General features: G+C 68.7%; 25 protein-coding genes. 10 read left to right on the forward strand and 15 right to left on the reverse strand.

Annotated elements, in window-relative coordinates:
- Positions 1–28 precede the first annotated feature (28 nt).
- Entirely contained in the window at positions 29–3,562 is a 3,534-nt protein-coding gene (gene smc, locus ACI3KS_RS07975; protein ID WP_404916989.1) for a chromosome segregation protein SMC, read from the reverse strand.
- Positions 3,563–4,047: 485 nt separating this feature from the next.
- Between smc and ACI3KS_RS07980 the strand changes: the two genes are divergently transcribed.
- The 6 genes from ACI3KS_RS07980 (at position 4,048) to ACI3KS_RS08005 (ending at position 9,125) form a co-directional block, all read left to right on the forward strand.
- Positions 4,048–4,329 carry a hypothetical protein gene (locus ACI3KS_RS07980; RefSeq protein ID WP_404916991.1) on the forward strand — a complete coding sequence of 94 codons (282 nt, stop codon included), beginning with the start codon at positions 4,048–4,050 and terminating at the stop codon, positions 4,327–4,329.
- A gap of 15 nt (positions 4,330–4,344) precedes the next feature.
- Complete coding sequence (locus ACI3KS_RS07985) at positions 4,345–5,433, forward strand: GNAT family N-acetyltransferase (protein WP_404916993.1); 1,089 nt, start codon at positions 4,345–4,347, stop codon at positions 5,431–5,433.
- The gene (locus ACI3KS_RS07990) at positions 5,430–6,506 is read left to right on the forward strand and encodes a GNAT family N-acetyltransferase (protein WP_404916995.1); all 1,077 of its coding nucleotides are present in this window, start codon (positions 5,430–5,432) and stop codon (positions 6,504–6,506) included. The genes ACI3KS_RS07985 and ACI3KS_RS07990 overlap by 4 nt, the downstream gene beginning before the upstream one ends.
- A 73-nt stretch (positions 6,507–6,579) precedes the next feature.
- Entirely contained in the window at positions 6,580–7,275 is a 696-nt protein-coding gene (locus tag ACI3KS_RS07995; RefSeq protein WP_404916997.1) for an ABC transporter ATP-binding protein, read from the forward strand.
- Positions 7,272–8,594, forward strand: a complete 1,323-nt coding sequence (locus ACI3KS_RS08000; protein ID WP_404916999.1) for an FtsX-like permease family protein — start codon at positions 7,272–7,274, stop codon at positions 8,592–8,594. Before ACI3KS_RS07995 ends, ACI3KS_RS08000 begins: the two co-directional genes overlap by 4 nt.
- Before the next feature lie 69 nt (positions 8,595–8,663).
- On the forward strand, positions 8,664–9,125 hold the full coding sequence (locus ACI3KS_RS08005; RefSeq protein WP_404917001.1) for a phage tail protein: 462 nt from the start codon (positions 8,664–8,666) through the stop codon (positions 9,123–9,125).
- A gap of 34 nt (positions 9,126–9,159) precedes the next feature.
- Here the strand turns inward: ACI3KS_RS08005 and ACI3KS_RS08010 are convergent, their stop codons facing one another.
- From ACI3KS_RS08010 to ACI3KS_RS08040, 7 genes are all read right to left on the reverse strand, one after another.
- Positions 9,160–10,296, reverse strand: a complete 1,137-nt coding sequence (locus ACI3KS_RS08010; RefSeq protein WP_404917003.1) for an AbaSI family restriction endonuclease — start codon at positions 10,294–10,296, stop codon at positions 9,160–9,162.
- A 122-nt stretch (positions 10,297–10,418) separates the two neighbouring features.
- On the reverse strand, positions 10,419–11,282 hold the full coding sequence (mutM, locus tag ACI3KS_RS08015) for a bifunctional DNA-formamidopyrimidine glycosylase/DNA-(apurinic or apyrimidinic site) lyase (RefSeq protein ID WP_404917005.1): 864 nt from the start codon (positions 11,280–11,282) through the stop codon (positions 10,419–10,421).
- Positions 11,275–11,964 carry a ribonuclease III gene (rnc, locus tag ACI3KS_RS08020; RefSeq protein WP_404917007.1) on the reverse strand — a complete coding sequence of 230 codons (690 nt, stop codon included), beginning with the start codon at positions 11,962–11,964 and terminating at the stop codon, positions 11,275–11,277. The genes mutM and rnc overlap by 8 nt, the downstream gene beginning before the upstream one ends.
- Positions 11,965–11,984: 20 nt before the next feature.
- The gene (gene rpmF, locus ACI3KS_RS08025) at positions 11,985–12,194 is read right to left on the reverse strand and encodes a 50S ribosomal protein L32 (protein WP_013586329.1); all 210 of its coding nucleotides are present in this window, start codon (positions 12,192–12,194) and stop codon (positions 11,985–11,987) included.
- Positions 12,195–12,196: 2 nt separating this feature from the next.
- Positions 12,197–12,688, reverse strand: a complete 492-nt coding sequence (locus ACI3KS_RS08030; RefSeq protein ID WP_404917071.1) for a YceD family protein — start codon at positions 12,686–12,688, stop codon at positions 12,197–12,199.
- 104 nt (positions 12,689–12,792) lie between these two features.
- Positions 12,793–13,290, reverse strand: a complete 498-nt coding sequence (gene coaD / locus ACI3KS_RS08035) for a pantetheine-phosphate adenylyltransferase (protein ID WP_404917010.1) — start codon at positions 13,288–13,290, stop codon at positions 12,793–12,795.
- Positions 13,291–13,340: 50 nt separating this feature from the next.
- Positions 13,341–15,509, reverse strand: coding sequence for an ATP-dependent DNA helicase RecG (locus ACI3KS_RS08040; protein ID WP_404917012.1), 2,169 nt, complete (start codon positions 15,507–15,509; stop codon positions 13,341–13,343).
- Positions 15,510–15,559: 50 nt separating this feature from the next.
- On the opposite strand from ACI3KS_RS08040, the gene rsmD reads away from it, so the two are divergent.
- Positions 15,560–16,126: a 16S rRNA (guanine(966)-N(2))-methyltransferase RsmD gene (rsmD, locus tag ACI3KS_RS08045; RefSeq protein WP_404917014.1), complete on the forward strand. Its 567-nt coding sequence runs from the start codon at positions 15,560–15,562 to the stop codon at positions 16,124–16,126.
- Positions 16,127–16,133: 7 nt separating this feature from the next.
- On the opposite strand, the gene thiL is transcribed toward rsmD, so the two are convergent.
- Complete coding sequence (thiL, locus tag ACI3KS_RS08050) at positions 16,134–17,129, reverse strand: thiamine-phosphate kinase (protein ID WP_404917016.1); 996 nt, start codon at positions 17,127–17,129, stop codon at positions 16,134–16,136.
- Between the two features lie 23 nt (positions 17,130–17,152).
- On the opposite strand from thiL, the gene ACI3KS_RS08055 reads away from it, so the two are divergent.
- A complete protein-coding gene (locus tag ACI3KS_RS08055; protein ID WP_404917018.1) occupies positions 17,153–17,626 on the forward strand; it encodes a DUF3515 family protein in 474 nt (157 codons plus the stop codon).
- A 27-nt stretch (positions 17,627–17,653) separates the two neighbouring features.
- Here the strand turns inward: ACI3KS_RS08055 and ACI3KS_RS08060 are convergent, their stop codons facing one another.
- The 6 genes from ACI3KS_RS08060 to leuC all read right to left on the reverse strand — a co-directional run bounded on the left by ACI3KS_RS08060 (position 17,654) and on the right by leuC (position 23,995).
- Positions 17,654–18,736: a D-alanine--D-alanine ligase family protein gene (locus tag ACI3KS_RS08060; RefSeq protein ID WP_404917020.1), complete on the reverse strand. Its 1,083-nt coding sequence runs from the start codon at positions 18,734–18,736 to the stop codon at positions 17,654–17,656.
- A complete protein-coding gene (locus ACI3KS_RS08065; RefSeq protein WP_404917022.1) occupies positions 18,636–19,775 on the reverse strand; it encodes an NAD(P)H-dependent glycerol-3-phosphate dehydrogenase in 1,140 nt (379 codons plus the stop codon). The genes ACI3KS_RS08060 and ACI3KS_RS08065 overlap by 101 nt, the downstream gene beginning before the upstream one ends.
- Complete coding sequence (locus tag ACI3KS_RS08070; RefSeq protein WP_404917025.1) at positions 19,765–20,526, reverse strand: lysophospholipid acyltransferase family protein; 762 nt, start codon at positions 20,524–20,526, stop codon at positions 19,765–19,767. The genes ACI3KS_RS08065 and ACI3KS_RS08070 overlap by 11 nt, the downstream gene beginning before the upstream one ends.
- Positions 20,523–21,890, reverse strand: a complete 1,368-nt coding sequence (murA, locus tag ACI3KS_RS08075) for a UDP-N-acetylglucosamine 1-carboxyvinyltransferase (protein WP_404917027.1) — start codon at positions 21,888–21,890, stop codon at positions 20,523–20,525. Before murA ends, ACI3KS_RS08070 begins: the two co-directional genes overlap by 4 nt.
- A 65-nt stretch (positions 21,891–21,955) precedes the next feature.
- Positions 21,956–22,552, reverse strand: coding sequence for a 3-isopropylmalate dehydratase small subunit (leuD, locus tag ACI3KS_RS08080; RefSeq protein WP_404917029.1), 597 nt, complete (start codon positions 22,550–22,552; stop codon positions 21,956–21,958).
- A gap of 3 nt (positions 22,553–22,555) precedes the next feature.
- Positions 22,556–23,995 (reverse strand): 3-isopropylmalate dehydratase large subunit, encoded by a 1,440-nt coding sequence (gene leuC, locus ACI3KS_RS08085; protein WP_404917031.1) that lies wholly within the window; start codon positions 23,993–23,995, stop codon positions 22,556–22,558.
- A gap of 185 nt (positions 23,996–24,180) precedes the next feature.
- Here leuC and ACI3KS_RS08090 point away from each other — a divergent pair, with 185 nt between their 5' ends.
- Positions 24,181–25,473 carry an O-acetylhomoserine aminocarboxypropyltransferase/cysteine synthase family protein gene (locus tag ACI3KS_RS08090; protein ID WP_404917033.1) on the forward strand — a complete coding sequence of 431 codons (1,293 nt, stop codon included), beginning with the start codon at positions 24,181–24,183 and terminating at the stop codon, positions 25,471–25,473.
- Entirely contained in the window at positions 25,470–26,783 is a 1,314-nt protein-coding gene (locus ACI3KS_RS08095; RefSeq protein ID WP_404917035.1) for an LLM class flavin-dependent oxidoreductase, read from the forward strand. Before ACI3KS_RS08090 ends, ACI3KS_RS08095 begins: the two co-directional genes overlap by 4 nt.
- The last annotated feature ends 13 nt before the right edge of the window (positions 26,784–26,796 follow it).

Genomic DNA, 26,796 nt, shown 5'->3' on the forward strand with positions numbered 1-26,796 from the left:
TACGGGTAGCCCGCCCGCGTTCCGCTGCTCAGCCGGCGGAGGCGCGATCGCCGACGCGTTGGCCGACCACGGCGGAGACACCGTCCTGACGCATCGAGACGCCGTAGAGCGCATCGGCGATCTCCATCGTGCGCTTCTGGTGGGTGATGATCAGCAGCTGCGAGCTCTCGCGCAGCTGCTCGAACACCGCGAGCAGCCTGCCGAGGTTCGCATCGTCGAGCGCCGCCTCCACCTCGTCGAGGATGTAGAACGGACTCGGACGGGCCTTGAAGATCGCGACGAGCAGCGCGACAGCCGCGAGCGAACGCTCGCCACCGGAGAGCAGCGACAGTCTCTCGATCTTCTTGCCGACCGGGCGCACCGACACCTCGATCCCCGTCGTGAGCATGTTCTCGGGATCCGTGAGCGAGATGCTGCCCGAGCCGCCGGGGAAAAGGACGGGGAAGACCTCACCGAACGCCTCTTTGGTGTCGGCGAAGGCGCTCGCGAAGATCGTCTGCATCCGTTCGTCGAGGTCGGCGATGATCGTCAGCAGATCCTGTCTGGTCTGCGTGAGGTCGGCCAGCTGTTCTGTGAGGAATGCGTGCCGCTGTTCGAGTGCGGCGAACTCCTCCAGCGCCAGCGGATTGACCCGACCGAGTTGCGCGAGCTTGCGCTCGGCCTCGGCCAGTCGCCGCTGTTGCACCCTCCGGTCGAACGGGATGCCGGCCTCGTCGTCGTCGGCGGACTCCGCACCCGAGTCCGGCGGGATGAGCTGGTCCGGTCCGTACTCGGCGACGAGGGTGTCCTCGTCGAGCGCGAGTTCGGATGCGACACGTTCCAACAGTCCATGCAGGTGCAGCTTCTTCTCGTGGATCTGCAGTTCCAGACCGTGCACGCTCTCAGTCAGGCCGGCCAGCCGCTCACGCAGTCCCGACTCCTGACGGCGGAGCGCGGTGAGCTCCTCATTCTGTGCCGAGCGTGCGGCCTCGGCCTCGGCCAGCGCCACGCGCGCCTCGGTCACCGACCTGTCGATCGAGTCGAGGATGCGCGGGAGCTCCTCCGCCACACCGGATGCCGTCTCCCGCTGCGCCCGCCGGATCACCGCGCGACGTGCCGCTTCGGCCGCGGCCGTCTTCTCCTGCTCACGTTGACGTTCGAGAGCCGCGACTCTGGACTGTCCGGAACGGATGCGTTCGCGCAGCGTCTCGATCTCGAGCCTTGCTCGCATCTCCCCCTCGCGCGCGGCCTCGAGCGCCTCCAGCAGCTCGTCCCGCGCCGAGGCGTCCAGAACGGGCCGCGGCTCAGCGACCGCACGATCCAGCGCGGCGCGAGCCGATTCCGCCTGCGTCTCCGCGTCGGCGACAGCCGCCTGCGCCTGCGCGAGCCCGGTCTGCAGACGCTCGCACTCGGCGACCGCCGATTCGTGACGCACCGTGATCCGGTTCACCTGCTCCGCGTGGCTCGCCAGCGCCGCGTCGTACTCGCGGAGCGCGCGGAGCGCGTCCTTCGTGCGCCGACGGGTGAGCTCGACCTGATCGTCCGCCTCGATCCGCGCCTCGCGCAGCGAGTCGACGACGACCCGAATCTCCTCCAGCCGCTCGCTCGCCGCATCCCTCTCGGCCGCCAGCTCGAGGCGTGAGCGCTCACCTCCCGAACCCGTGCGCAGGGTCTGCGCCGTGACGACATCACCGCCGAGCGTCACGATCGTGGTCGTCGTGTCCTGTCGCTCGTCGAACAGCGCGCGTGCTCGCTCCGCTGCGGCCAGATCCTCGGCGATCACCACGTGCGAAAGGATGCCGAGCACTCCCGCCGGCGCGGTCACCGTTTCCGTCGCCGCAGTCAGACCCTCCACCGGCGCCGTCTCGACGGCAGGGAGACCGGGGTCGGCGACCACCACATCGACGACGCCGCGCCGATGCGACGCAGCGTCGTCCGCGACAGCGAACGCGTCTGCGGCGCCATCCACCAGCACGCCTTCGGCGAGTGGGCCGAGAACGGCGGCGATCGCAGCCTCGAACCCTGAGCGCACCTGCACGGAGTCTCCGACGAGACCGCGGATGCCGGGCCCACCGGCCTTCACGATCTCAGCCGCTCCTCCGGAGAGCGAGAGGGCGCTGCTGAGCGCCGAGGCCTTCGCCGTGAGCGCATCGACCTCGCGCTCTGCCGCATGCAGGCGGTCGCGCAGTGAATCGCGCTCGGCCTCTGCCGCGCTGAAGGCACGCTGGGCGCTCTCGTACTCGGCGGAGTACTCGGCTGCCGTCCCCTCCGGCGCCTCGGCCACGTCGATCGATTCGAGCGCCTCCGCGGCCTCCCGTCGTCGGCTCTCGGCCGCCTCCAGCGCGTTCTCCTGCCGCAGCACGGCACCTCGCACCGCCGCGAGAGTCGACGCCGCGGCATCCGCTGTGCCGCGCAGCGAGGTGAGGCGCATGTCGTACTCCGAGACGAGCGCGCTCTGCTCGGCGATGTCGACGTCGAGGGTGTCGAGCTCCGCACGGGCGTTGACGACCGCACGGTTCGCCGCAGCGGCAGCATCCTGTGCGGCCCCGAGTCCGGCCGAGAGCTCTTCGACGTCGTCCTTCGCCTCGTCGATGACCGCCTGGGCGACGGTCACGGCGGCTATCGCGGCGTCGTCCTCGTCCGAGCCGAGCAGCGCGAGCCGCTGATTCGCGAGCGTATAGAGACCGCGCATCCGCTCCTGCACCTGCTCGAGACCGAAGGCGACGCTGCGGGCCTGGTCGACGGCGACGGAGTTCTGCTCCTGTTCCAGGCGCGCGATGCCGGCACGCACGCCCTCGGCCTGGTCGGTGAGGACGAGTCGCTCGGTGTGCCGCTCCTGCTCGGTTCGTGTGTGGTCGGCCAGCGCCGCGCGCAGCGCGACGACGTCGTCAGCGAAGATCCTCGCCTTCGCATCACGCACCACCGCAGCGATCGTCTGCGCCTCGCGGGCGATCTCGGCCTGACGCCCGAGCGGCTTGAGCTGACGGCGGATCTCACCGGCGAGATCGCTCAGACGGGTGAGATTCGTCTCCATCGCGCTGAGCTTGCGCAGCGTCTTCTCCTTGCGGCGACGATGCTTGAGGATGCCGGCCGCCTCCTCGATGAAACCGCGCCGGTCCTCGGGCGAAGCCTGCAGCACGGTGTCCAGCCGCCCCTGCCCGACGATCACGTGCATCTCGCGCCCGAGCCCGGAGTCGCTCAAGAGCTCCTGCACGTCGAGCAGTCTGCAGCTCTCGCCATTGATCGCGTACTCGCTCGATCCGTTGCGGAACAGGGTGCGGCTGATCGTCACCTCGGCGTACTCGATCGGCAGTGCTCCGTCGGCGTTGTCGATGGTCAACTGCACCTCGGCACGTCCGAGCGGTCCGCGCGTCGACGTGCCGGCGAAGATGACGTCCTCCATCTTGCCGCCGCGGAGCGTCTTCACACCCTGCTCCCCCATGACCCAGGCGAGAGCGTCGACGACGTTCGACTTGCCCGAGCCGTTCGGCCCGACGATGCAGGTCACGCCCGGCTCGAAGACGAAGCTCGTCGGCTGGGCGAACGACTTGAACCCCTTGAGCGTCAGGCTCTTCAGATGCATGGCCGCACCGCTCGTCGGAGAAGGATCATCCCCCTTACGCTACCGGAATCACGCGGATCCACCCGGATCCCGCGCCATCGCCGAACGAAACCGGATCCCGCGCGACACGCCGCGACACGCCCGGGTTCTTGACGACGTCCGCCGGCCTTCGCTACGGTTGCCCACGGATCGACGGACGAAAGGAGGTTACCGATGATGATTCAGCTCAACGCACAGGCCACTGGCCTCGCCGCGCGTGTTCACTCCGCGCCGCACTCTGCGTTCTCGGTGACCGCCGACGTCGTGTTCCGCACGCTCGCGTAGAACCGCAGTCCGCCAGCACTCCCTCGGTGACGGTCGTCATCGACGCGTCTTCCTGACGCCTCCTGCCGGGCGCAGCCCCTTCTGCTGCCGCCTGAGCCCGGGCCTCGCGCATCCGCCGGCCCTTCTGTCTCGCCCGCCATGGCCGCTTCACGGCTGCGGGCATCCCTGTCGAAGGACACCTCGTGAACACCACGCTGTACCGCAGCACCATCCACCCGCCCGATACCGACGACCGCACGGTCATCCACCTCCCCGCCGCCGACGAGCTGCGCACGCTCTCGTGGGCGGACCGCCTCTCCCTCGTGCTTGCCGTCCGGCTCGTCGAGCGGACAAGGCGACCGAAGCGCGAACGGCGCAGTCGGGCTCTGACCACTGACCGGGGCGTCCTGGTCCGCGACCGGCAGCTCTCGGCGCGCGAGGCCCAGGCGCTCCTGTCGTACGACCTGCACCGTCAGCTTCGCTGAACCGAGGAGAACGCCATGCCCGTCACCCTCACCGACACCACATCGCTGCATCCGCTCGCGCTCCCGGCGCGGGCGGATGCCGCCGACGCCGGACCGTTCCTCGAGTACGCCGGCGTCCGCAACGAGAGCCTCCGTGACATCGCCGGTCGCGACGACGATGTGCTCGAGCCGCGAGATCTGCTGCCGATCCTGCGCTCGAACGAGCACTCCACACGACGGCAGTGGATCATCCGTGAGCAGGGCGATCCGATCGGCATCGCCCTGCTCAACACGATCGAGGACGGCGAGGCGACCTCAGGGGTCGTGAGCATCAATCTGCTGCGACCCGTCTGGGGGCGCGGAATCGGCTCGGCCGTGCTCGCACACGTCGAACAACGGGCGCGCGAGAGGGGTCTCACCCGTCTGCCGGTCTGGAACCCGCACAGCGGCGCCGACCTCGAGAGGATTCCCGCTCCGACCGGGTTCGGCGCCGTGCCCGCCGATGCCGGTGCCCGGTTCCTCCGCGCCCACGGCTTCTCCTTGGAGCAGGTGATCCGTGTGAGCGGGCTTCAACTCGACGATCGACGCGTGCCCGAGATCGACCGGCTCCGCCGCAGTGCGACAGACCGCTCCGAGGGCTATCGGGTCGTGTCGTGGCTGCTCCCGACACCCGATGCCTTCGTCGAAGGCTACGCGCGGATGAAGCAGCGCATGTCCACGGACGCCCCCGGTGCGGACATGGACATGCCGGAGGAGATCTGGGATGCCGAGCGTCTGGCCCACCATGATCGACGACACCTCGACCGGGGGCGCACGGTGCTGGTCACCGCGGCGCAACACGTCGACAGCGGCGAGCTGTGCGCCTTCACCGAGTTGTCCATCGACGCCACCGCCGGCGCCATCACGCACCAGGAGGACACCCTCGTCATCGCCGCTCATCGCGGTCATCGCCTCGGCATGCTGATCAAGACCTCCGCTCTCCTCGCCTGGCGCGAGCGCAGACCGGACTCGGCATCCGTCATCACCTACAACGCCGAGGAGAACCGCCCCATGCTCTCCATCAACGAAGAACTCGGTTTCGTCCCCGTCGCCTACGAAGGCGCATGGAAGAAGGTCCTGTCATGAGCGACATCATCCTCACCCCCCTCATCGTGCCCGCGACGCTCGACGCCGACGACGCCGGCGACTTCCACGCGCTCGGAGCCCTGAGCAGACAGATCTGCGACGAACACGTCGGCCTCCCCGACCTCGCCCCCTCGGCGGCGGAGATGCTGCCGGGCTGGCAGGACCACACCGATTCCCTCGACATCGGCGTCGTCGCGAGGATCGAGGGCGAGGTGGCGGGCATCGCGACCATGTCGTATGCACAGGAAGCCGGCGCGGACACCGCCGAGTTCGACGTCCTCGTCCCCCGCGCATACGAAGGACGAGGAATCGAGCAGCTGCTCCTGAGAGCCGCCGAAGCGGATGCCGCCGCTCGCGGCCGCCACACGCTCCAGCTCTGGACTCTGCATCGGCCGACCGAGGCCGTGCACATGCTGACGCCGCGGACCGGGCGGGGCCGGATCCCCTCGACGACCCTGTCGGATGCTGTGCAGGCGGAGGGCTACACGCTCGAGCAGGTCGAGCGGAACAGCGAACTCGACCTGCGGAGCGACCCGGTGCGCATCGAACGGTCACTCGCGGAGGCCCAGCGGCACGCAGGCTCCGACTACCGGATCCACGCGTGGAATCTGCCGACACCGGCGGAGCTGCGAGACGGGTACGCGGCCGTGCTCGCGCGGCTGTCGACGGATGCGCCGAGCGGCGACATGGAATTCGTCGCCGAGAAGTGGGACGCCGATCGGGTCATCCGCCGCGACGCCCGCCTCACCGGAGCAGGACAGCTCGTCTCGGTCGTCGCGGTGGAGCATGTGCCGACCGGCGAGATCGTCGCCTACAACGAGCTCCTCATCGCGAGCGACCGCTCTGCGACCACGCACCAGTTCGGCACGCTCGTCGCGGCGCACCACCGTGGTCACCGGCTCGGCACGATCGTGAAATGCGCCAACCTCCTGCGCTGGCGTGATCTCGTACCGGAGTCACCGGCGGTCTCGACGTTCAACGCCGAGGAGAACCGGCCGATGCTGGACATCAACGAGTCGATAGGTTTCGTCCCGGTGTCCTACGCCGGAGCGTGGCAGAAGAAGGTCCGATGATCATCCCCCAGATGTACGGGTTTACGACCGCCGGGCGATGACCCATGAGGGTGCGTCCGGCGAAGCTGAGGAGATGAACAGCACAGTCCTCGACGCACACGCTCTCACGAAGTCGTTCGGCTCGACACACGCACTCCTCGGTGTCGATCTCGCCGTCCATCGCGGCGAATCCGTCGCGGTGATGGGGGCGTCCGGGTCGGGGAAGACCACGCTGCTGCACGTGCTCGCCGGCATCGTCCGGCCGGACGCGGGCAGCGTGACCTTCCATCCGGCATCCGGAGCAGCCATCGACGTCGCCGGTCTCGGGGAGACCGCGCGTTCGCGGTTGAGGAGGGAGCGCTTCGGTTTCGTGTTCCAGCAGGGTCTGCTGATCCCTGAACTCACCGCCGTCGAGAACGTCGCGCTCGCCGCGATGATCAACGGCACCCCGAAGGCGGATGCCGTCACCCACGCGGCATCATGGCTCGCTGCGCTGGGCCTGGCGGGCATGGAGGAGCGCAGGATCGGCGAGCTCTCGGGCGGCCAGGCCCAGCGGGTGGCGATCGCCCGGGCACAGGTCACCGGGGCTGAGCTCGTCTTCGCCGACGAACCGACCGGAGCCCTCGACTCCCAGACCTCCCACGAGGTCATGGATGCGCTGCTCTGGTCGACGACCGGTCAGGGCCGGACGCTCATCGTGGTCACGCACGATCCGCAGGTCGCGGCTCGATGCGGGCGGGTCGTGCAGGTGCGCGACGGGCGCGTCGTGCCGACGGAGGTGGCGGCATGAACCTCCGCACCCTGGCGCTCCTGCTGCGACCGGGTCGCGCCGATCGCGCGATCATCGCGCTCCCCGTCGCAGCGTTCACGATCGTCACCGCTCTGGTCCTGATCGTCGTCGGCGGAGCGCAATCGTTCTGGACGTGGAGCGACGACACCGCTCCGCTCTACCAGGCGCTCGCGGCGATCGCGCTCGCGCTGCTCCTGGTTCCCCTCGCGAGTCTCGGCGGCGCCGCCGCACGACTCTCCGCGCGCCGACGGGACGAGAGGCTGTCGACTCTGCGGCTGCTCGGCGTGTCCCCGGCCGGCGTCGGCCTCGTGACCGTGATCGAATCCGCTGTTCTCGCTGCGATCGGCACGCTTGCGGGCACCGCGACGTATCTGGCTGTCGCCCCGCTGGTCGGCCTGATCCCGTTCCGAGGCGAAGCGCTGGGGCTCGACGGCGTTCTCCTCTCCCCCGCGCTCATCGCCGCCGTCGTCGGTGGCGTACTCGCGGTCGCCGTGGGCAGCGCCGTCCTCGGCCTGCGCCGCGTGGTCATCTCACCCCTCGGCGTGCGGATGCGCAGCACCGCGTCCTCCGTGCACTGGGTGCGCATCGTCATCGGAGTCGTGGTGATCGGTGCCGCCTACCTGTTGATCCAGCTCATCCCGCAGATCGCCGGACTCGTCACCACGATCGTCGTGCTGGCGCTGCTCTTCGGCGCCGCGATCGGCGTGCTGAACTTCGTCGGCCCCTGGGCTCTGGCGGTGTCGGCGCGGCGGCGACTGCGCCGAGCTCAGACGCCGGAGCGGATGCTGTCCGCACGACTCGTCCTCGACGCGCCGAAAGCGGCATGGCGCCAGGTCGGCGGTGTCGCGATGGCGAGCTTCATGGCCGTCTTCGCCGGCACCGGCGTCTCGCTCATGAACACGCTGGGCGCTGCCGAACCGGGTTCGGTCGACGCGATGATCCCGCAGGACATGCGCACCGGTCTCGTCATCACACTGGTGGCCACGTTCCTCATGGTCGCGGCATCCGTCGGTGTGAACCAGGCGTCCGCGATCCTCGATCAGCGCGAACTGCACCGCAGTCTGCACTATCTCGGCGTTCCCGTGGAGACGGTGGACAGCGCTCGCCGCCAGGCGATCATGTCGCCGCTGCTGCTCACCTCGCTCGGCTCCGCCCTGTGCGCGGCTGTGCTCGTGTTCCCGCTGCTGGGCATCGCGCTCATCGTCTCGCCCGACTCGCTCCTCACGATCGTTCTGGTGGTCGGCGCCGGCATCGGCACGGTCTGGCTGAGCACGAAGGTCACCGGTCCCCTGTTGGAGTCGTCGTTCCGCGCCGCGTGATCGCGCGGGACGGCGGTAGTGTTCACTCGAGGAGCACACCGCGTCCCGCGCGGTGAGGAGGAGGATCCGATGAGCGCCGTGGTCGATTTCGTCAAGGTCTCGACGGTCGGGGTGGAGTCGTCGCCGGTCGCCGAGGCCCTCGCCGGTCTTCGCGCGAACGAGGCACGCTACATCAGCAACAAGTACGGCATCGACTTCGCCGTGAGCACACCGGAAGAGGATCCGGACGCGCTGCGGTGGATCACGGGTGTCCTGCAGGAGGAGCGTGGAATCGTCATCGCGAGTCCCGCGCTCCAGGTGACGGCCTTCGAGGCCGACGGCATCCGCTTCGCCTATGTGTTCTACGAATCCGGTCTGTCGATCAACGTGATGTACACGATCGCCGAGGGCGGCAAGCGCGCGGTCGGATTCAAGCTCGCTCTGGGCATGGACATCCCCGAGGAGCTGTCGACCTTCACGTTCGCCCGTCAGCGTTCGAAGCTGGCCGGAGAGATCCGCGGCTCGTACTTCGTGATCAAGGGCGAGCACTGAACCAGCGGTCAGGATCACGACGGTAGGTCTCTGCCTACGGCAGCGGGAAGGTATCGGAGATCAGGCGGCATACCGCGAAGGAGACGCCGTTCACCTCGCGATATCCGATCGTCGGGGTGAACGTGCCCAGGAACTGGTAGCCCGTCCGCCCCGTCGCGTCCCGCGTGCGGACGAACGTGATGCGGGTGCCCGCGTCCCACGGGCTCGCATCTCCCGTCTCGATGGCCGACGGGTCACGATCCACGAACGCTGACCGCCTGCTTCTCTCCTCGGCAGGCAGGGCATACGACCATGGCGGCCCGGACGTCGCGTCTGCCTGCCCGAGGAGCACCGTCTCGCCTTCGACGAGGATCCAGTTCAGATACCCGGCGGTGTTCGTCGTCCGGAACAGTCCGTCTCGATCGAGTTTTGCAAGAGTCGGGCACCAGACCACATATCGTGGATCGGCGAGCTCGAAGTTCGACCGGAAGCTGTTGAACTTCGTGCCGGTGCCGTCTCCCACCCCGAAGAGTTCTCGGATCTCGCCGTTGTGAGCGAAGACGAAGCCGTCGCCCGCCCGGAGTTCGCCAGCCTCTCGAGCAAGCTTCCAGTCCGGCGTCTCGCTCCGCCAGCGCACCGAGCCGGTGCGTGACCACTCGAAGGCGCCGCTCTCGACCTGGGCTTTGCGTTCACGGATCCGCTGGACGACGTGATCGATCTGGTCCATGACAGCGTCGGGCGACAATGCCACGCCCTCGGCGTCCTTCTCGACACGCACACGCAGTTCTTCATAGTCCGGGATCGCACGCTCGATGTCCGCGGTACGAGCAGCGTCGTCGTCCACCGATCGCGGGGCGCCGTGCTGAGCTTCGTCGCATTCCACGCCCAGGCGCAGAGCGGGGAAGTAGAGGTCGATCAACGCTCGCTCCGACGTCTCGCCTGTCGCCTTCTCCTGCCGAAGATCGACGAGGGCCATACCGCGGTGCTGAACCCTCCGGTTCACGTACTGCTGGGTGACGGGGCGAAGTGTGTCGTCTGCGAGCGCATTCCAGATCGCGTTGACGACGAAGTTCTCGTACTTCTTGCCCGCTGTGCGCTTCGACAGCGTCGCCACCAGATACTCGAAGTTCGCGCGGGTCGCACTGCGCAATCCGCCCGCTGGCGACGGCGATGTCGGCTTCTGATCCCCCATGCCGTCGAGCCTACCCAGCTGCGCGCCGGTACCCCCGCTGCCATGAGCACCCGTGTTCAGCCCCTACACGACCCCGGGTCGTTCGACGTCGACACTGTGCTCCCGCTCGATAGGTGAGACGATCAGCGCCGCCGCTGGCACCTCGGACAGTAGTGCGAACCGCGATTCATGAAGCTCTCGCGCACGATCGCTGTCCCGCAGCGAGGGCATGCCTTGCCGTGCCGACCGTAGGCGTTCAGCGAGTGCGCGAAGTACCCCGCCTGTCCGTTCACGTTCACGTACTGCGCGTCGAAGCTCGTGCCTCCCTCGGCGAGAGCCTTCGCGAGCACCGCGCGGATCTCTGCGAGCAGCCGACGCACCGCCTGGGTCGACAGTGCGGAGGCGGCGGTCTCGGGATGGATGCGTGCCGCCCACAGCGACTCGTCGGCGTAGATGTTGCCGACGCCGCTGATGACGCCCTGGTCGAGGAGAACCCGCTTGATGCCGCTCGATCGACGCGCCAGCGCCGCCCGGAAGGCCGCGTCATCGAACAGCGGATCGATCGGGTCGCGGGCGATGTGCACGACCTGGGAGGGCACCCGGGTCGGGCCGTCGTCGATCAGCGGGTCCACGGCGAGAGAGCCGAACGTGCGCTGATCGGCGAACACCACGGCGAGCTCCCCGTGGGTCGGATGCTCCAGGAACAGGCGGATGCGCTCGTGCCGTTCCTGCTCGGCATCCGTCCTCCGCAGCAGCATCTGCCCACTCATACCGAGATGGGCGATGAGCGCCTCGTCACCGCCCTCCAACGGAAGCCAGAGGAACTTGCCGCGACGCTCCGCGTCGACGATCGCTCGCCCCTCGAGACGTGCGACGAAGTCCGCCGCGCCATCGGAGTGCCGCGTGAGCGCACGTTCATCGAGAACGCTGATGGCCGAGATCCGGGACCCGATCGCCGCCGGTGCGAGACCGGCGCGGACGACCTCGACCTCGGGAAGCTCAGGCACGCTCGTTGAGCGTGCGCCAGGCGTTGAGCGCGGCAGCCATCTCGGCGGTCTTCTTGCTCGTGCCGTTCCCGGTCGCGCGGTAGTCGCCGACGACGACGGTCGCGACGAAACGGCGATCATGATCCGGGCCGCTCGCCTCGATCGAGTACGTGGGCGCCGACGCGCCGCTGCGCGCCGCGAGCTCCTGCAGGCTCGTCTTCGGATCCATCGCCGCGCCATATCGTTCGGGATCGGCCAGCAACGGCTCGGTCAGACGGAGCACGAGGTCTGTCGCGTCATCGGGACCCGCCGAGAGATAGGTCGCGCCGATCACGGCTTCCATGGTGTCGGCGAGGATCGAGTCCTTGTCACGACCACCCGTCTGTTCCTCGCCGCGGCCCAGCAGCACGTGCTCGCCGAGGCCGATGCCTCGGGCGACCTCGGCCAGGGCGACGGTCGACACCACGCTCGCCCGGCGCTTCGCCAGCGACCCCTCATCCAGCTCGGGATGAGTGGTGAACAGCATCACCGTGACGGCCTGGCCCAACACGGAGTCACCGAGGAACTCGAGGCGCTCGTTGTGCGGGATGCCGCCGTGCTCGTACGCGTAGGAACGGTGCGTCAACGCCAACTCGAGAAGCTCCGCGTCGATATCGACGCGGAGCTTCTCGAGAAGAGACTGCGGCTCGTCAGGAGCCTCCATCGCAGACGTGATGAGCGAACTCAGACGTCGGCGACCTTGCGGCCCTTGTACTCCAGGAAGAGCTCGGTGCCCTGCGAGTCGGTGACGACCTTCGCCTGGTGGGGACGGCTGTAGACGACCTTGCCGTTCTCGATGGTCTTGACCAGCGCGGGAGCCTCGGCCTTCCACTGCGCGCGGCGCGAGCGGGTGTTCGAACGGGAGACCTTGCGCTTCGGGGGGTTACCAGCCATGACTAGCTCTCTTCTTTCTCGGCGGCGCGGCGCTCTGCCGTGCCGTCTTGGTCTGTGATCTGCTGGAGCGCGCTCCACCGAGGATCGATGGGAGCCGCCTGCTCCGTGTCGGTGCTCTCGGTCAGCTTCTCGCCTGTGACCGGGTCGAGCCCGAGGCAATCCGGCTGACACACCGGCTGAAAAGGAAGCGACAACACGGCCGCATCCCTGACAAGAATTTCAAGATCCACGTGGTCGTCTTGAACTTCGAAGTCACCTTCCTCACCAGGATACGCGAAAAGCTCCTGGAATTCGACTTCGACAGGCCGAGCGATGTCGGTGAGGCAGCGGCCGCAGACGCCGCTGTACTCGCCGTCGGCCGTACCCGAGACGAGGATGCCCTCGTGGACGGACTCCAACCGGACGTCGAGATCGAGCTGGGAACCCTGCGCGAGCGACACGATGCCCTCGCCCCACTGCGCAGGGAGGGCGACGGTGAATTCGTGCTCGCGCATCTCGCCCGGTCGTCGGACGATGTCTCGAACGGGCAGGACGAAAGGACTGTTCAGACGGGGACGCACCCCGCAATGCTACCCGCTCGCGCCGCGACGGGCGCCGATCAGAGGCCGCGGGCGCCGGTGTCGAGGAACGACGCGACGGCGGGCGGGACGAACGGCGACACATCGCCCCCGAGGCCGGCGACCTGGCGCACCAGCGAGCTCGAGACCAGCGCGTGTGCAGGGTCGGGAAGGAGGAAGACCGTCTCGATATCGGCGAGGTGACGGTTCACGATCGCCATCGGCGACTCGTACGCCACGTCGATCTGCGAGCGGATGCCCTTCACGAGCACACCGGCGTTCACATCGCGCGCATAGTCCACGAGCAACCCCATGCTCCAGGAGCCGATGACGATGTTGCCGGCCATGCCGTCCTCGGCGATCGACTGCTCGAGCAGGGCCAGACGCTGCGCGATCGGCAGCATCGCCTCTTTGCCGGGGTTGTGCACGACGAGCACGTGCAGTTCGTCGTAGAGCTTCGCCGCGCGGCGGATGACGTCGAGATGACCCAGAGTGGGCGGATCGAAGGAGCCCGGTACCACGGCGATCCTGCTGCTCACAACTGCTCCTGTTCCCCTCGATACACCGAACGCCTCCAGCCTAGGCCACGTCAGTTCTTGGCCAGCGCTGCGCGGTCGTCATCCGACACACGACGCTCGATCGCCTCGCGCAGGCCCGGATGGGCGGTGAGATCGGGATCGGTCGCGAGGATCACCTCGGCGAGTTCCCTGGCACGGACGATGAGCTTGGAGTCCTTCACCACACGCAGCAGTTTGAGCGAGGAGCGGACCCCGGCCTGCGCCGCCCCCAGCACGTCCCCCTCGCCACGGAGTTCGAGATCGACTTCGGCCAGGGCGAATCCGTCGAGAGTCGCGGCGACGGCGTCGACGCGCTCGCGCGCCAGAGACTCGGCTTCCGCCTCGGTGACGAGCAGGCAGAGGCCCGGCACGCCGCCTCGGCCCACGCGTCCGCGCAACTGGTGCAGCTGCGACACGCCGAATCGATCGGCATCGAGCACGATCATGGTCGACGCGTTCGGTACGTCGACGCCGACCTCGATCACGGTCGTCGCCAACAGCAGATCGATCTCGCCGCGCGCGAAGGACTGCATCACGGCATCCTTCTCGTCCGAGGGCATCTTGCCGTGCAGCACGGCGCGCCGCGTCGTGCCCAGCGTCGGGTGCGTGGACAGCGCCTCGTCGAGCTGGACGACGCCCCAACGGGGACCGCTCGTGCCCTCGGGAGCGAGCAGAGCGCCCGCTTCGGCCGTTTTCTTCGTGGTGTCGATCGCGGCGCACACGGCGAAGACCTGGCGTCCCTGAGCGATCTCCTCCGCGGCGCGTTCCCAGACCCGCCCCCACCAGGCCGGATGCTCGGCGAGCGGAGCGACGAACGACTGGATGCCGGCGCGGCCTGCGGGCATGGTGCGGATCACGGAGGTGTCGAGATCTCCGAAGACCGTCATCGCGACGGTGCGAGGGATCGGAGTCGCGGTGAGCACGAGGGCGTGCGGGCTCGATCCCTTCGCACGCAGAGCCTCGCGCTGCTCGACACCGAAGCGGTGCTGCTCATCGACCACGACGAGCCCGAGGTCGGCGAACGTGGTCTTCTCACCCAGGAGGGCATGCGTGCCGACGACGATCAGCGCCTGGCCCGAAGCGACGCGGAGCGCGGCCTTTCGACGCTCGGCCGCGGGCATCTGCCCGGTGAGAAGCGTCGGCATGAGCAGAGGTGAGAGCTCGGGACCGAGCATCTTCGCGATCGAACGCAGATGTTGTCCGGCGAGCACCTCGGTCGGTGCGATGAGCGCCGCCTGTCCTCCGGACTCCGCCACCTGCAGCATGGCGCGGAGCGCGACGAGAGTCTTTCCCGAACCGACCTCGCCCTGGACGAGACGGTTCATCGGCCACGCGCCCACGAGGTCCTTCGCGACCTGCTCGCCCACCGTCTGCTGGTCGGGGGTGAGCGTGTACGGCAGCGCCGCATCGAACCGCTCGAGCAGACCACCGGGCACCGCGGGACGCGGGGTCGCCGCCAACGCCCTGACCGCGTCGCGCTGCTGCAGCAGTGCGGTCTGCAGAGTCAACGCCTCGTGCATGCGCAACGTGCGCACAGCGGGGTCGATGTCGTTGCGGGTCTTCGGGCGATGGACCTGCTCGAGGGCCTCTCTCGCCGTCAGCAACTCCTCGCGCCGGCGCACCGCTTCGGGAAGCGGCTCGGGGATGTCGTCGAGATCATCGAGCACCCGGCCGACGAACCTGGCGATCTGCCAGGTCTGCAGGCTCGCGGTCGCCGGGTAGATCGGGATGAGTTCCGCCGCCATCGCATCCGCGTGCCGGCGTGCCGAGTCCTCGTCGTCGAACAACTCGTACTCGGGGTGCGCGAACTGCGTCACGCCGTTGAACTCCCCGACCTTGCCGGAGAACACCCCTCGGCGGCCGACCGCGAGCTCCTCCGAGCGCCATTTCGCCGCACCGAGGTTCTTGGCGAAGAAGGTCAGCGACATCTTGCCGATGCCGTCGCCGATGATCACGTCGACCATCGCCCCCTTGCGATTGCGCATCGCGCGGGCGGATGACGACAGGACCTCCGCCACGATGGTCACGGTCTCGCCGAGCGGCAGCTCTCGGATGGGCGTGAGTTCTGCGGGGTCCGCATAGCGACGCGGATAGTGCGAGAGCAGATCGCCGACGGACTGCATGCCGAACGCGCGATGGAGGGTCTTGGCCGGGGCAGCCCCCAGCGCCTCATCGAGCGATGCATCCAGCGTGAGCGACATGGTTCGAGTCTAGGGACGGCAGCGGACACGACCGGCACTATCGTGAACGGGTGACCAGGATCATCGCAGGACGCGCGCGCGGCGCACGACTCGACGTACCGGGGGCGGGCACCCGCCCCACGAGCGACCGCGTCCGCGAATCGCTCTTCGGCGCGTTGGAGTCCTTCGATGCGATCGAGGGGGCGCGGGTCCTCGACCTGTACGCAGGCTCCGGAGCACTCGGGCTCGAGGCTCTCAGCCGCGGCGCCATCGCCGTCGATCTCGTGGAGCGCGGACGCCAGGCCGCAGCCGTCGTGCGCCGGAACGCGGAGATCGTCGCGAAGTCCGGCGATCTGCCGGTCGCGCGCGTGTACGAGAGCGCGGTGCATCCGTTCCTGCTCCGCGCCGGCGGGCCCTACGACCTCGTGTTCACCGATCCGCCCTACGACCTCGACGACGCCGCGATGACCGCGGATCTGGTGGCCCTGGCTCCGCTCCTGTCCGACGACGCAGTGGTCGTGATCGAGCGGGCCAAGCGCTCCACTCCCCCGGAGCTCGACACAGCGGGGCTCTCCCTGATCCGGGAGAAGACCTATGGCGACACCACGCTGTGGTGGGCGGAGCCGGCCACGGACTGACCGCGTCTCACCCTGCGGCTGCGTCCCAATCACGGTACGGGTCCCAGCCGCTCACATCGACCGGCTCGTCATCGCACAGCAGAGAGTGCTCGCCCGCGGCGCGCACCTCCCCGATGACCCGGAAGCCGGGCGCCAGAGCGCCCGGCGGGAACGTCGCGAGCAGCGCATGATCCTCGCCACCCGCGAGAGCGCGAAGCGGATCATCGCCGAGATCCGCGCGGCGGAGGGCGACCGTCACGCCGGAGGCCACGGCGAGTCGTCGGGCGTCGAGCGCCAGCCCGTCGGAGACGTCCATCATCGCCGTCGCCCCAGCGACGGCCGCGAACGGACCCAGACCGATGGGCGGTGACGGACGCAGCTGCGCGTCCACCGCCGCAGCCTCACCGCCCGCGAGTGCCCCGCGGTCCACGGGAATGGGCGTCGTGCCGTCTCGGAATCGTCCGAACAGGATCGCGAGCCCGCGGGCCGCGACTCCCAGCTCCCCGGCGATCGCCACGACGTCTCCCGCCCGTGCACCGGAACGGGTGACGGCCGGCCTGCCCTCCAGGTCGCCGAGCGCGGTGACCGCGACCGTCAGGACGTCGGACACCGTGAGATCACCGCCGACCACCGAGCATCCGGGAGCGAGAGCCGCGCAGGCCTCGCGGAAGCCGTCGGCCAGACGCTCGACGAACGACAGCGGAAGATCGCGCGGCACAGCCAGAGCCACGAGCAGTGCCGTCGGACGAGCTCCCATCGCGGCGACATCCGCGAGGTTCACCGCGGCGGACTTCCATCCGAGGTCGTACCCCGACGACCAGGCCAGACGGAAGTCCGGACCGTGCACGAGCGTGTCCGTCGTAGCGACGACGCTGCCGGACGGAGCAGCGATCACAGCGGCGTCATCACCCGGCCCGAGGATCGTGTGCGTCGCAGGCACCGTCCGCGCGAGGATCGCTCGGAGGATGTCCCCCTCCGAGACGTCGGCGAGCAGGGGATCATCGTCGTCGCGTCGGGTGGGCATGAACTCAAAGGTAGCCTGGAAGCATGCTCCGCCTTCGCCGTCCCGTCATCGCCGCGGGGGCCGTAGCCCTTCTCGCGCTGGTGTCCGGATGCTCGACCACCGTGCACCTCGAACCTGCCGATGCCGCGAACGACCCGGCGTGCGCCGACGTCTCGGTTCTCGTGCCCGACAGCGTCGCCGGTCACGACCGCGTGTGGACGGATGCTCAGGCCACAGCAGCATGGGGCGCCCCCGACATCGCGCTGCGCTGCGGCGTCGCGGTGCCCGCACCCTCCGAACTCGTCTGCCAGACGATCGGTGGCGTGGACTGGCTCGTGCTCGCCCAGGAGGACGAGCGTCAGCGCCTGGTGACCTACGGTCGCGACCCCGCGGTCGAAGTCACGATCAAGCGCGGCCTGGACATCGACTTCGCGACCGTGGTCGACGAGATCTCCCGCAGCATCCAGGCAGGACTCACTCCGGCCACGGCCAAGTGCACCGACCGCGGAGAGGGCTGAGCAGCCGCTCTCCGCGGGAGCTCCCGGTCAGCGGCGCAGGCCGGCTTCGATCAGCTCGGAGATCAGATCGCCGTAGCTCAATCCCGATGCCACCCAGCACTTGGGGAACATGGAGATCGGTGTGAAGCCCGGCATCGTGTTCAGCTCGTTGACGACCAGCTCGCCGTCTGCGGTCAGGAACATGTCGACGCGCGCGAGCCCGCGACCGTCCACCGCCTCGAAGGACCGCACCCCGATCTCCTGGATCGCCGTGATCTCGGCATCCGTCAGCTCTGCGGGGCAGACGACGTCGACGCCGTCGCCACCGAGGTACTTGCCCTCGAAATCGTAGAAGCCGCGCGAGGTGAGCACGATCTCACCCGGGAGCGACGCGCGCACGCCGTCCACCCCCTCGAGCACCGCCACCTCGATCTCTCGTCCCGACACACCGGTCTCGATGAGCACCTTGTCGTCCTCTGCGAAGGCGACGGCAAGCGCGTCCGCGAGCTCGTCGAGGTGCGCCACCTTCGACACGCCCACGCTCGATCCGGCGCGGGCCGGCTTCACGAAGAGCGGCAGGCCGAGTGCAGCGGCGGAGGCGCGGACCTGCTCCGGCGACTCCGCCCACTGCCTCGCGCGCACGGTCGCCCACGGCGCCACGGGGATGCCTGCGGCCTGGAGCGCGATCTTCATGAAGTGCTTGTCCATGCAGAGCGCCGAGTCGAGGACGCCGCCGCCCGCGTACGGCACCTCCAGGGTGTCGAAGTACCCCTGGATCGTGCCGTCCTCACCGTGCGGACCGTGCAGGATCGGGAGCACGATGTCGATCTCACCGAGTCCCTCGACGGTGCCGTCGGACTGCACGACGCGCAGGGTGCGGTCGCCGCCCGGCTCGGGCCAGAGCACGCGGGTGCCGTTGTCGACGACCTCCGGCAGGTGCGCGGCATCCAGTGGGAACTTGGCGGGGTCGTCGTCCTCGAGGACGAACGCCCCTTCGCGGGTGATGCCGACCGGGATCACCGCATAGCGGTCACGGTCGATCGACCCCAGAACTCCGCCCGCCGTGGCGGAACTGATCGAATGCTCGCTGGAGCGCCCGCCGAAGAGCACCACCACCGTCTGCTTGTCCATGGTTGGTCCTCTCCCCTTGGGGGGTGTCGTCGTCCGTCGTCAGGTGGGGTGCGATGTCGCGCGGGTTCATCTTCCCGTCGAGCACCATCTTCACCTGTTCGACGATGGGCATGTGCACCTCGGACTCGCGGGCGAGTTGCAGCACCGGAGCCACGGACGCGAGTCCCTCGGCGGTCTGCTGCATCTGCTTCACGACGTCCTGGAAGCTGTAGCCCTGGCCGAGCAGGCGTCCGGCCGTGTTGTTGCGGCTGAGGGGAGACTGGCACGTGGCGATCAGATCGCCGAGCCCCGCGAGTCCCTGCAGCGTCTCGGGGTGGGCGCCGTTCGCCACGGCGAAGTCGGTCATCTCGACCAGACCGCGCGTGATGATCGACGCCTTGGTGTTCTCGCCGTAACCGACACCGTCGACGATGCCGATCGCCACTGCGATGAGGTTCTTCAGTACACCGCCGAACTCGGTGCCGATGACATCCGTGTTCACGAAGGTGCGGAAGTACGAGTTCCTCGCCGCGCGAGCGACCTCTTCCGCGGTCTCCTGACTGCGAGAGGAGATCACCGCGGCGGTCGGCTGCTCGCGAGCGATCTCGAGCGCGAGGTTGGGACCGGAGGCGACGGCGATCCGATCGGGATCGCAGCGCAACTCCTGCTCGATGACCTGACTCATCCGCAGGCCCGTCGTCTTCTCGACGCCCTTCATGAGGCTGACGATCTTGACGTCGTTCTGGGAGAGCAGCGGTCGCAGGGCCTTGAGGTTCTCACGCAGCGACTGACTCGGCACCGACAGGTAGACCTGATCGACGTCACGCAATGCGAGCGAGAGCTCGTGCGTCGCCCCCATGCTGCGTGGCAGGTTGATCCCGGGCAGATAGCGCGAGTTGCGCTTGGCCTCGTTGATCTCCTGCGCGAGTTCGGCCCGCCGGGCCCACATCGTGACCTGGGCGCCGCCGTCGGCGAGGATCTTGCCGAACGTCGTGCCCCAACTGCCCGCACCGATGACCGCGACCCGAGGGCCGCTCTGCGGCTGTCGTCTAGGAGTCAAGGCGCCCCGTCTCGTTCTGACCGTGCGATGACGGGTTCCAGCGCTCCGCGGGAGCCTTCTCACCGCGCAGTTCCTCGAGAAGGGCGGTGATCGCGTTCATGAGCCTGGCGGTCGCCTCGTTGAGCGCCGCCGGCTCGCTTGCCCGGCCTCGGAGATCGGAGACGTCGATCGGGTCGCCCACGAGCACCCTGACCGGCTTGCGCAGCGGCCAGAGGCTGAGCCCCTTCTGATACCGCCCCATGATCTCCTGCGTTCCCCACTGCGCCATCGGGACGAGCGGGATGCCGTCGGCAAGGGCCAGCCGCACGGCACCGGACTTGCCGCGCATCGGCCAGAGAGCAGGATCCCTGGTGAGGGTCCCCTCCGGATAGACGATCACACCGCGGCCGTTCTCGACGAGCGCGGCCGACTGCGCCATCGTCTGTTTCGCCGAGGCTGCGGAAGAGGCGCGTGCCACAGGGATCATCCCCGTCGCGCGCAGCGCCGCACCGAGCACCGGCACGCGGAACAGGCTCTCCTTCGCCATGAAACGCGGCGCACGGCCCATCCGCCACACCGCGACCGCCACGATGAGCGGATCGAACTCGGAGTAGTGGTTGGGTGCGAGCACGTAAGCGCCCTCACGAGGGAGCTTCTCGGCACCGGAGATGCGGATCTTCGCGATGAGCGAGACCACCGGCACGACGATCGCCGCGAGCGGCCAGAACAGGCTGGGCCGACGCGTCTCCGATCCGGAGCGCACGTCGGTCACCGGATGACGTCGAAGTCAGCGCCCAGGGCGTCGAGCTTGGCGAGGAACTTCTCGTACCCGCGGCTGAGGATGTCGACGCCCGACACCTTCGACTCGCCCGTCGCGGTCAGCGCCGCGATCACGTGGCTGTACCCGCCGCGCAGGTCGGGCACGACGATGTCGGCGCCGTGCAGCGGAGTCGGTCCGGTGATCACGGCCGCCTGCTCCAGCTCGCGGCGGGCGACCCGACGCGGTCCGGCCTGCAACCCGTGGGGGTGCACGACGATGTCGGCGCCCATCTTCACGAGCGCCTCGGTGAAGCCCATCCGGTTCTCGTACACCGTCTCGTGCACGACCGAGCGGCCGTTCGCCTGTGTCAGCGCGACGACCAGCGGCTGCTGCCAGTCGGTCATGAAGCCTGGGTGGACGTCGGTCTCGACGACCACGGGCTTGAGCTCGCCCTCGCGACGGAACAGGATGCCGTCCTCCTGGATGTCGAACCAGCCGCCGGCCTTGCGGAAGACGTTGAGGAACGTGAGCATCTCCTGCTGCTTGGCACCGCCGACGAAGATCTCGCCATCGGTCGCGAGCGCCGCAGAGGCCCAGGAGGCCGCCTCGTTGCGGTCGAAGATCGAGCGGTGGTCGTAGCCGCGGAGCTTCTCGACGCCCTCGATGAGGATGACGCGGTTCGGCTCGTAGGAGATGATCGCGCCCATCTTCTGCAGCACCGCGATCAGGTCCATGATCTCGGGCTCGATGGCCGCGTTGCGCAGCTCGGTCGTCCCCTCGGCGCGGACCGCCGTCAGCAGCACCTGCTCGGTGGCGCCGACACTCGGGTACGGCAGGTGGATGTTCGCGCCGTGCAGACGCTCGCCGCCCGTGGAGAGACGGATGCCGCTCGGCAGCTTCTCGACGATGGCGCCGAACTTGCGCAGCGCGTCCAGGTGGAAGTCGATCGGACGGTCGCCGATGCGGCAGCCGCCGAGATCGGGGATGAACGCCTGACCGAGACGGTGCAGCAGCGGGCCGCAGAAGAGGATCGGAATACGAGAGGCGCCGGCATGGGCGTCGATCTCTTCGAAGTGGGCAGACTCGACGTCGCTCGGGTCGAACACGAGCGAGCCGGGCTCGTCGCCCTCGCTGACGCGGACGCCGTGCACCTCGAGCAGCGAGCGGACCACGGCGACGTCGCTGATCGCGGGGACGTCGCGCAGAGTGCTGGCCGTCTCGCCGAGCAGGGTCGCGACCATCGCCTTGGTGGCGAGGTTCTTCGCGCCCTTGACGTCGACGCGTCCGCGGAGCGGGCGCCCGCCACGAATGGCGAGGACGTCTCCGGTGAGTGCAGGGACTCCTTCGGGGAGAGCGTCGCGCACGGGTGTCGTCATTCGGGGCCTCACTTCGTTCCAGGTGTTCGGGGGCGGGTGCCCCTTGCTCGCCCGCCCCCTCTACGTCACCTGACGGGAAGAGTGCGAGGCCGCCACGACTCTCGTCGGGCCTCGAACTGCGCGATCTTGTCTTCGTTGCGCAGCGTGAGCCCGATGTCATCGAGCCCTTCGAGGAGCCGCCATCTAGTGTAATCGTCGATACCGATGTCGGCCTGGAACCCGCCGATCGAGGCGGTGCGCTGTTCGAGGTCCACCGTGATCTGCGCGCCGGGATCCTTGTCGATCTCGGCCCAGATCTGCTCGACCTCGGCCTCGGTGACGGTGGCCGCGAGCAGGCCCTGCTTGCCCGAGTTGCCGCGGAAGATGTCGGCGAAACGCGGACTCAGCACGACTTTGAAGCCGAAGTCGCGCAGCGCCCACACCGCGTGCTCGCGGCTCGATCCGGTGCCGAAATCGGGTCCGGCGACGAGCACCGATGCCCCCTGGAATGCCGGCTGGTTGAGGACGAACTCGGGATCCTGCCGCCACCCGTGGAACAGCGCGTCCTCGAAGCCCGTCTTGGTGACGCGCTTGAGGAAGACGGCCGGGATGATCTGGTCGGTGTCGACGTTCGACCGCTTCAGCGGGGCCGCGATACCGGTGTGCGTGGTGAACTTCTCCATGAGTCAGACCTCCAGGTCGCTCGGGCTGGACAGGGTGCCGCGGATCGCGGTCGCCGCAGCGACCAGCGGAGACACGAGGTGCGTGCGTCCGCCCTTGCCCTGGCGTCCCTCGAAGTTGCGGTTCGAGGTCGACGCGCAGCGTTCACCCGGCGCGAGCTGATCGGGGTTCATTCCGAGGCACATCGAGCACCCGGCGAAACGCCACTCGGCGCCGAAGTCGGTGATGATCTTGTCTAGACCCTCTGCCTCGGCCTCGAGCCTCACGCGCGCCGATCCCGGTACGACCATGACGCGTACGCCGTCGGCCTTCTTCTTGCCCTCGATGATCGACGCGAAGGCGCGCAGGTCCTCGATGCGACTGTTCGTGCACGAGCCCATGAACACCGCGTCGACCGGAACCTCCTTGAGCGGAGTGCCCGGGGTCAGATCCATGTACTCGAGTGCCCGCTCGGCTGCGGCACGCTCATTCGGGTCCTGGATGTCCATCGGGTTCGGAACGGATGCCGACAGCGAGCTGCCCTGCCCGGGGTTCGTGCCCCAGGTGACGAAGGGTTCCAGCTCGTCGGCGTCGATGAACACCTCGGCGTCGAAGGTCGCGCCCTCGTCGGTCGGCAGCGTACGCCAGTAGGCGACGGCGTCGTCCCAGTCCTGGCCCTGCGGCGCGTGCGGCTTGTCCTTGACGTAGGCGAAGGTGGTCTCGTCCGGAGCCACCATGCCGGCGCGAGCACCCGCCTCGATCGACATGTTGCAGATGGTCATGCGGCCTTCCATCGACAGCGCACGGATCGCGCTGCCGCGGTACTCCAGCACGTATCCCTGGCCGCCGCCGGTGCCGATCTTCGCGATCACGGCGAGGATGATGTCCTTGGCCGTGACGCCGGGCTTCAGCGTTCCCTCGACGTTGATCGCCATGGTCTTGAAGGGCTTGAGAGGCAGCGTCTGCGTGGCCATGACGTGCTCGACCTCGCTCGTGCCGATGCCGAAGGCCATCGCTCCGAACGCGCCGTGCGTCGAGGTGTGCGAGTCGCCGCAGACGACGGTGATGCCCGGCATCGTGAGTCCCAACTGCGGGCCGACGACGTGCACGATGCCCTGCTCCGCGTCGCCCAGCGAGTGCAGCCGCACACCGAACTCCGTGGCGTTGCGCCGCAGCGTCTCGATCTGGGTGCGGCTCGTCAGATCGGCGATCGGCTTGTCGATCTCCCACGTGGGGGTGTTGTGATCCTCGGTCGCGATCGTGAGGTCGAGTCGGCGCAGCGGGCGCCCCTCGGCCCGCAGCCCGTCGAAGGCCTGCGGGCTGGTGACCTCGTGCACGAGGTGCAGGTCGATGTAGATGAGGTCCGGCTCGCCGTTCTCGCCCTTGACGACCAGGTGGTCGTCCCAGACCTTCTCGGCCAGGGTCCTCGTGCGTGCGGAAGCGGCGTTCTCTGCGGGGGTGTTCATTGCGTGTCTCCTGAAGCTGGCGGTTCGGCCCACGATGGACTCCGCGACGAGGAGGGGCTCAGAACGAGGTCTCGTCGCGGCCGCTAAGAAGGAGCACGATCCGCATGTCGTCAGATTACCACTCGATGAGCAGCGCGAGACACGCCGTGACACTCTGGACGCCATCGACCCGAGAGGTGCCAGCCATGACCGACTCCCCCAGCTTCTTCACCCGCGCACTGCATGCTGGGCGCAGTCGTCAGACGGCACCGTCCCGCGCGACGCCGATATACCTCACGGCGGGGTTCGAGTTCGAGGACTTCGATCACGCCGCGCACCACTTCGGCACGGGCGAGGGCTTCGGTTACACGCGGACCGGGAACCCCACGCTGCGCGCCGTGGAGCGGCAGCTCGCGAATCTGGAGTCCGGCTCCGATGCCGTGCTCGTGGCGAGCGGGCAGGCCGCCGTGGCGATCGCCTTGCTCACCGTGGCCGGGGCAGGCGATCACATCGTCGCCTCTACGCACATCTACGAGGGCACCCGCGGCCTTCTCGTGGACAACCTGGCGAGGCTCGGGATCGAGTCGACCTTCGTCGACGAGATCCGCGATCCGGCGGCCTGGCGTGCCGCGATCCGACCGAACACCAGGGCGTTGTTCGCCGAGTCGATCGCGAACGCCCGCAACGACATCCTCGACATCGCCGCGGTGAGCGCGGTGGGCGACGAGACCGGGATCCCCCTCATCGTCGACAACACGCTCGCCACCCCGTACCTCGTGCGCCCCCTCGAGCACGGTGCGTCGATCGTCGTGCACTCGGCCTCGAAGTTCCTCGCCGGTCACGGATCGGTGCTCGGCGGCGTCATCATCGACGGCGGGCGCTTCGACGCGACCCTGTCGGGTCGCCACGCGCCGCATCTGCTCGCGCCAGGTGCCGGCGGTGCCCCCAGTATCTTCGAGAGGCACGGAGGAGATGCCCGCATCGCCTACGCCCGTGAGAGCGTCGCGCCACGCTTTGGAGCCTCCCCCTCGCCGCTCAACGCCTTCCTCATCGGACAGGGCGCCGAGACGATCGGACTCCGCGTCGAACGCCAATCCCGCAACGCCCTCGAGATCGCGCGCTGGCTGCAGGCCCAGGAGGCTGTGGAGAGCGTCGATCACGTCGGGCTCGAGAGCCATCCCGACCACGACCTCGCCCAGCGCTACCTGAGCGGCGGCTACGGCTCGATCTTCACGTTCACCCTGCGCGGCGGACTCGAAGCAGCACGGGACTTCGTCGAGAGTGTGCAGGTGTTCACGCACATGACGCGCATCGGCGACGTGCGCTCCCTCGTCCTGCATCCGGCGACCACGAGCCACTCGCACCGGACGGAGCAGGAGCGCGAGGCGCACGGCATCCATCCCGGCACCCTACGCGTATCGATCGGCATCGAGTCCGTCGACGACCTGATCGAGGACCTCTCCCGCGTCCTCGCGACCGTGTGGGAGAAGGTCGCATGAGCCGGCCGCAGCACTTCGGATGGTTCCTCGCCCGCGGCTTCGGGCCGCAGGGCTGGGGCTACCCCTCGCTGGACTGGGACTACGACTGGACCAGGCCCGAGATCTATCAGGAGGCGGCGCGCACTCTCGAGCAGGCGGGGTTCGATCTGGTCATAATCGAGGATGCCCCGTCGCTCGGTTCCGCCGAGACGATCGATCTGCGCGTCCGGCACGCGTTCGGCGGTCCGAAGCACGACCCTCTGCTGCTGGCACCGTATCTGTTCCAGGCGACCCGTCATCTCGGTGTGGTCCCGACCGTCAACCCCGCAGCGTCCCTGCCATACACCTCTGCACGACAGTTCGCGACGCTGCAGCACCTGAGCGGACACCGGCTCGGGCTCAACGTCGTGACCGACACCGGCAGCGCACGACACTTCTCGGATGCTCCGCAACTGGGTCATGACGCCGCCTACGACCGCGCCGAGGAGTGGCTCGACGGCATCCGCTCGCTGTGGCGCAGCTGGGACGACGGGGCCCTTGTGCGCGATCGAGCGACGGACGTGTTCGCCGACGGATCGAAGCTGCGCCCGGTGCAGCACCGCGGAGAGCACTACGCCTTCGACGGGCCTCTGAATGCGCTGCCGTTCGTGGACGGCGAGCCCGCGATCGTCTCCCCCGGCGGCTCCGGACGCGGTCTCGGCTTCGCCGGGACGAACTCCGACGTGCAGCTGGCACTCGCGCCGCTGACCGAGGACTCCGTCCGCGCCTACCGCGCGAAGATCCACGCCGCGGCGACCGCCGCCGGCCGCCGCGCGGAGGACGTCAAGATCCTCTTCGCGATCCAGCCCGTGATCACGTCCTCGGCGGAGGAGGCGGACCGGATCGTGGCGGCATCCGCCCACCCCGACGATGCGGCGCTCGTGCAGATCGCCCGCAAGCAGTCGAGCGACCTCGAGACCGATCTGACCGGACTCGACCTCGATCGGCCGCTCGACCCGTCGATCTTCGGCGAGCACGTCTCCGAGGGCAGCATCCGACGTCTGATCGGTGACCGCGGACCGGATGCCCCGCTGCGCGCCCACCTCGCAGCCCTCGCACGGACGGGCCGCATCAGCGATCGCTCGGGATTCGTCGGAACCGCGGAGGAGTTCGCCGACCTGATCGAGGAGCTCGGCGACTGGGGCAACGACGGCGTGCTGCTGTGGGGCGACTTCCATCCCGTCACCCTGCACCGCACGCTCGACGAGCTCGTCCCGGTTCTGCGCCGACGCGGCATCCTGCGTCGCGAGTATGTCGACGGCGGGCTGCGAGCGAACCTGCACGCGTTCTGAGGCGGGGCTCGGG

It is taken from the genome of Microbacterium sp. ZW T5_45 (assembly GCF_044987415.1).
GTDB lineage: Bacteria > Actinomycetota > Actinomycetes > Actinomycetales > Microbacteriaceae > Microbacterium.

Excerpts from the sequence above, each read along its gene's own strand:
- smc (WP_404916989.1), bottom strand. The coding sequence starts at position 3,562 with ATGCATCTGAAGAGCCTGACGCTCAAGGGGTTCAAGTCGTTCGCCCAG.
- ACI3KS_RS07985 (WP_404916993.1), top strand. The coding sequence starts at position 4,345 with ATGCCCGTCACCCTCACCGACACCACATCGCTGCATCCGCTCGCGCTC.
- ACI3KS_RS07990 (WP_404916995.1), top strand. The coding sequence starts at position 5,430 with ATGAGCGACATCATCCTCACCCCCCTCATCGTGCCCGCGACGCTCGAC.
- ACI3KS_RS07995 (WP_404916997.1), top strand. The coding sequence starts at position 6,580 with ATGAACAGCACAGTCCTCGACGCACACGCTCTCACGAAGTCGTTCGGC.
- ACI3KS_RS08000 (WP_404916999.1), top strand. The coding sequence starts at position 7,272 with ATGAACCTCCGCACCCTGGCGCTCCTGCTGCGACCGGGTCGCGCCGAT.
- ACI3KS_RS08005 (WP_404917001.1), top strand. The coding sequence starts at position 8,664 with ATGAGCGCCGTGGTCGATTTCGTCAAGGTCTCGACGGTCGGGGTGGAG.
- ACI3KS_RS08010 (WP_404917003.1), bottom strand. The coding sequence starts at position 10,296 with ATGGGGGATCAGAAGCCGACATCGCCGTCGCCAGCGGGCGGATTGCGC.
- rnc (WP_404917007.1), bottom strand. The coding sequence starts at position 11,964 with ATGGAGGCTCCTGACGAGCCGCAGTCTCTTCTCGAGAAGCTCCGCGTC.
- rpmF (WP_013586329.1), bottom strand. The coding sequence starts at position 12,194 with ATGGCTGGTAACCCCCCGAAGCGCAAGGTCTCCCGTTCGAACACCCGC.
- ACI3KS_RS08030 (WP_404917071.1), bottom strand. The coding sequence starts at position 12,688 with ATGCGCGAGCACGAATTCACCGTCGCCCTCCCTGCGCAGTGGGGCGAG.
- ACI3KS_RS08040 (WP_404917012.1), bottom strand. The coding sequence starts at position 15,509 with ATGTCGCTCACGCTGGATGCATCGCTCGATGAGGCGCTGGGGGCTGCC.
- thiL (WP_404917016.1), bottom strand. The coding sequence starts at position 17,129 with ATGCCCACCCGACGCGACGACGATGATCCCCTGCTCGCCGACGTCTCG.
- ACI3KS_RS08055 (WP_404917018.1), top strand. The coding sequence starts at position 17,153 with ATGCTCCGCCTTCGCCGTCCCGTCATCGCCGCGGGGGCCGTAGCCCTT.
- ACI3KS_RS08060 (WP_404917020.1), bottom strand. The coding sequence starts at position 18,736 with ATGGACAAGCAGACGGTGGTGGTGCTCTTCGGCGGGCGCTCCAGCGAG.
- murA (WP_404917027.1), bottom strand. The coding sequence starts at position 21,890 with ATGACGACACCCGTGCGCGACGCTCTCCCCGAAGGAGTCCCTGCACTC.
- leuD (WP_404917029.1), bottom strand. The coding sequence starts at position 22,552 with ATGGAGAAGTTCACCACGCACACCGGTATCGCGGCCCCGCTGAAGCGG.
- leuC (WP_404917031.1), bottom strand. The coding sequence starts at position 23,995 with ATGAACACCCCCGCAGAGAACGCCGCTTCCGCACGCACGAGGACCCTG.
- ACI3KS_RS08090 (WP_404917033.1), top strand. The coding sequence starts at position 24,181 with ATGACCGACTCCCCCAGCTTCTTCACCCGCGCACTGCATGCTGGGCGC.
- ACI3KS_RS08095 (WP_404917035.1), top strand. The coding sequence starts at position 25,470 with ATGAGCCGGCCGCAGCACTTCGGATGGTTCCTCGCCCGCGGCTTCGGG.